5 protein-coding genes are annotated in these 3,292 nt (G+C 49.4%); 1 reads left to right on the top strand and 4 read right to left on the bottom strand.

Going from position 1 to position 3,292, the window contains the following annotated elements:
- The 3 genes from D0T11_RS21545 to D0T11_RS21535 form a co-directional block, all read right to left on the bottom strand.
- A partial coding sequence (locus D0T11_RS21545) for a hypothetical protein (protein ID WP_220473766.1) occupies positions 1–368 on the bottom strand: 368 nt, incomplete at its 3' end.
- A gap of 96 nt (positions 369–464) precedes the next feature.
- Positions 465–866 (bottom strand): transposase family protein, encoded by a 402-nt coding sequence (locus D0T11_RS21540; RefSeq protein WP_245991111.1) that lies wholly within the window; start codon positions 864–866, stop codon positions 465–467.
- A 40-nt stretch (positions 867–906) separates the two neighbouring features.
- The gene (locus D0T11_RS21535; protein WP_119657863.1) at positions 907–1,410 is read right to left on the bottom strand and encodes a transposase family protein; all 504 of its coding nucleotides are present in this window, start codon (positions 1,408–1,410) and stop codon (positions 907–909) included.
- A gap of 207 nt (positions 1,411–1,617) precedes the next feature.
- Between D0T11_RS21535 and D0T11_RS22325 the strand changes: the two genes are divergently transcribed.
- Positions 1,618–2,805 carry a hypothetical protein gene (locus tag D0T11_RS22325; RefSeq protein ID WP_147374793.1) on the top strand — a complete coding sequence of 396 codons (1,188 nt, stop codon included), beginning with the start codon at positions 1,618–1,620 and terminating at the stop codon, positions 2,803–2,805.
- A gap of 115 nt (positions 2,806–2,920) precedes the next feature.
- On the opposite strand, the gene D0T11_RS21530 is transcribed toward D0T11_RS22325, so the two are convergent.
- Positions 2,921–3,292: phosphatase PAP2 family protein (locus D0T11_RS21530; RefSeq protein WP_119657862.1), on the bottom strand; the 372-nt coding region annotated here is incomplete at its 5' end.

The following is a 3,292-nucleotide window of genomic DNA, read 5'->3' as shown; positions in this document are numbered from 1 at the left end:
TACGTTTTGAGCACCTGGTTGAGCAGTGAGGAACCTGCTACTGCCCAAAACACCTCCCAGGCTTCGTGCCGATGCTTGCGCCAGCCCAGCAGCAGCGGAATGCCGAGGCCGGCTGCCACCAGCCAGGGCAGGGAGGCGAAAAATGTGAGAGCCCGCACCACCGGCGTCAGGCTCGGCCAGGCCGCCCGCACCGCATCAAGTTGCCCGAAAGCCCAGGTGTCGAACTGCACCGAGTGGGCCACGAACACCACCCGCGTGAGGTAGAAGAACAGCAGCGCCGCCCCCAGAAACACGCTGCCCACCACCACTATTTCCAGTGTGAGCAAACTCAGCGCAGCCGATACACGGGCAGTTACTTTCCTGATCACGGAGGCGCGCGGATTTAAATGGATTTAGCTTTGCTGTCCTTCGGTTCACGCATTTTGTAGCCGGTATTTGTGGATCGTTGGTTACTAGACTTGTTCCTAATTAAGGTTTGCTCTTTTCTGTGTCAAATGCCAGTTCCAAATACCGCAGGCAATGGCCATTATCCGGTCGTTAAACGAGGTGGATTTGTTGCGGTACGTTTGGGCGACGCAGCCCAAGCGTTTGGCCCCACTGATAGCGTGTTCGACCTTATCGCGGCGGCGTGCGTGGGCGCAGTTGGCGGCGCGTTGCGCGTCGCTCAGCACCGCGCCGGTACATTTTTTCCTGCGGCGGGGCTTGCGGTGTGGCAAACTCGCGGCTGGCAGGTCGTAATCGCTCACCAGTCCCAGATAGCCCAAATCAGCCAGCAGTTCAAACAAGTCGAGCAGTCCCAGATTTACATCGGATTCATTTTTAAGCAGTTGGTAGTCGTGGGTAGACCCGCTCGTGGTGGGTCCCAGGTAGTGAATGTAGCAGCTAGGGTCGGCGATAAGCGTGTTTTTACGCGTCAGTCTTTTTTTTGCCCAAATAGTCGGCCTTCTGGTCTACCGTAGCCTGCGGTCGGTGATGGGGCCGTTCGGTGGCATCAAGCAGCAGCACGGGCACGTCGGCAAACAGGGCCTGCATCTGCGCCAGCGAGTCAATGGCGCGGGCCGGCAGCACGTTCAAGGTGCGCAAGGTCCTCTCCAAAGCCTTGGCCAAGTGGTAGGCATGTTCACACGCTTTGGAGCGGGGCAAGCCAAACGTGGCGGCCAACACATCGAAGGTGGGATAGGTTTTCAGGTAGTAAAGAATCAACAAAAGCTTCTGTTGCGAAGTGGCTAACACGCCTTTACGCCCGCCACCTGCCTTGCGCTGGCGCGGGCGCTGGTCGGTAAAGCGCGCATGCGCCTCTTGCTGGCAACCGCTGGTAAAAGGCTCGGCTAAGGCGCAAAAAGTGACCCTATCTAACCCCGTCAACGCCCGCATCTGGCGGTCGTCAACTAGCGTATTCACGTCAAGCATGACCAAAAATACTATTTGGGAACAAGCTTAGTATCTAAGTGATAAGCAAATAACTAATATCCATAAATTCATATAATTTGAATAATCACATAAATCCAATTAAACATTGATAGTCACAGAACAGGTTGATTATTCCTTTCCTCTGGTGGAGGGGGCTCAGATATTTGTTGCATCAATATTGATAACAACTCTTAAGTACGTTACTACATGAAACACAGTACAAATTTCTTAAAGGCAGCAGCACTGCTTTGTGCACTTCAATTTACATCTTGTTCCAAAGATGAGACGATGACCATTAACACTACAGATGTGTATAATGGCAGTAATGGAACCACAATATTAGGAAAAGCAGTTAGCGCTTCGCTAAACAATGTACAAATTCGTCGTTTTATTAAGCAACAAGCCTTACTTAAGTTCGATGGTGATTACGACATATTGTATTCAAATATCAAGGACAAGAAACTTGAAAATGGACGCACTATACGCGAAGAACTAGCTTACCAGTACTTAAAATTATCTCACAAAGAGGAAAATGCAGCTAATACTGAGGAATCATTAAGCACAATAGATAAAATCACGAGTGATATAGAACATTGCCAATTTTCAGTACCTGCACTATGCGAGGAATGGGACACTGAGAAATTCATTCCTAAGGTTGTGGCATTACCAATTAGATTTGATGATCAGAAGGACTTGATCGTTCCGATGTATGATAAGGACGGCAAGAAAACAGATCTTAAAATACGAGACGAAATCACGGAAACCCTAGTAGTAATCGGAACGTGTGAACGAGTTGATAGACAAGGCAAGGTTATACCTGAATACTTAATCAACCAAGCGGTAGTTGCTGGAAGGGGAGTATACGGCGATAATCAATACTTACAACGCTACCAAATCCGCGATTTACCTGCTATTGAACCTGGTATTAGTGGTGGTCCTGAAATGAGAGTCGTGTATGTTTCTCTTGCCAATCCTACTGGCGAGTTGTACAACAACAGTCCCGTTTACGCGGATATTCATGACGAGAAATGGAATCCCAGTAGAGATGCTACTAAAAATCAAAAATGGGCGTCACGCAATTCTTTGATGTTTAATAATACAGTGACATTTAACGGCAACAATCCTAATAATGGCACTTTAATCGCTTACTGGGTGGAGGAAGATCCATCAGATCATTCCCGCCGTATAGAGCAGGCTACAATCAACGGCCAGACGTATTATTTCAGAAGCTCTACAACCAGCGGACCTGGTGGAGCAGATGAATATATGGGATCTGCCTTTACCAATGTATTAAACGAAACTATATGTGATAATGGAGGTCTTGCACCCTATTATACTAGCAATTATGGATTTAGTGGCGTTAATTGGCACGAAGGAGGTAATTGCACGTATTAATACAGGCGCCAGACAAACAGTATAACCACTATTATTAAAAGCAAAAAGAGGATACGTTATAACGTATCCTCTTTTTGCTTTTAATAAAAACTAATCAATCGTCTGCCCTCTATTACTATCCGTTTTTCATCAGTTCTTCTCTTTCCCGCCACCACAGGTGTAACCCTGTTCTCACCAAAATCAGCCAGAACAAGGCGCCGGCGAAACCGGCCAGCACGTCGGTGGCGTAGTGCACGTGCAGGTATACGCGGGTGAGGCCAATGAGCAGAGCGAAGAGCAGCAGCAGAGCTGCCCAGGCCGGGTGGTGGCGGTGGCGCCACAGAATCCAGGCCAGGCAACCGTAGAGGGCCAGCCCGATCATGGCGTGGCCGCTCGGGAAGCTCAGGCCGGCCTGCTGAAACAGGGCCGACTGGGGCCGCAGGCGGTGGAAATACGTTTTGAGCACCTGGTTGAGCAGTGAGGAACCTGCTACTGCCCAAAACACCTC

The organism is Hymenobacter rubripertinctus (genome assembly GCF_003583925.1).
GTDB classification, from domain to species: Bacteria; Bacteroidota; Bacteroidia; order Cytophagales; family Hymenobacteraceae; genus Hymenobacter; species Hymenobacter rubripertinctus.
Note: the sequence above shows the minus strand (reverse complement) of the source record. Positions and strands in the feature narration are given on the sequence as shown.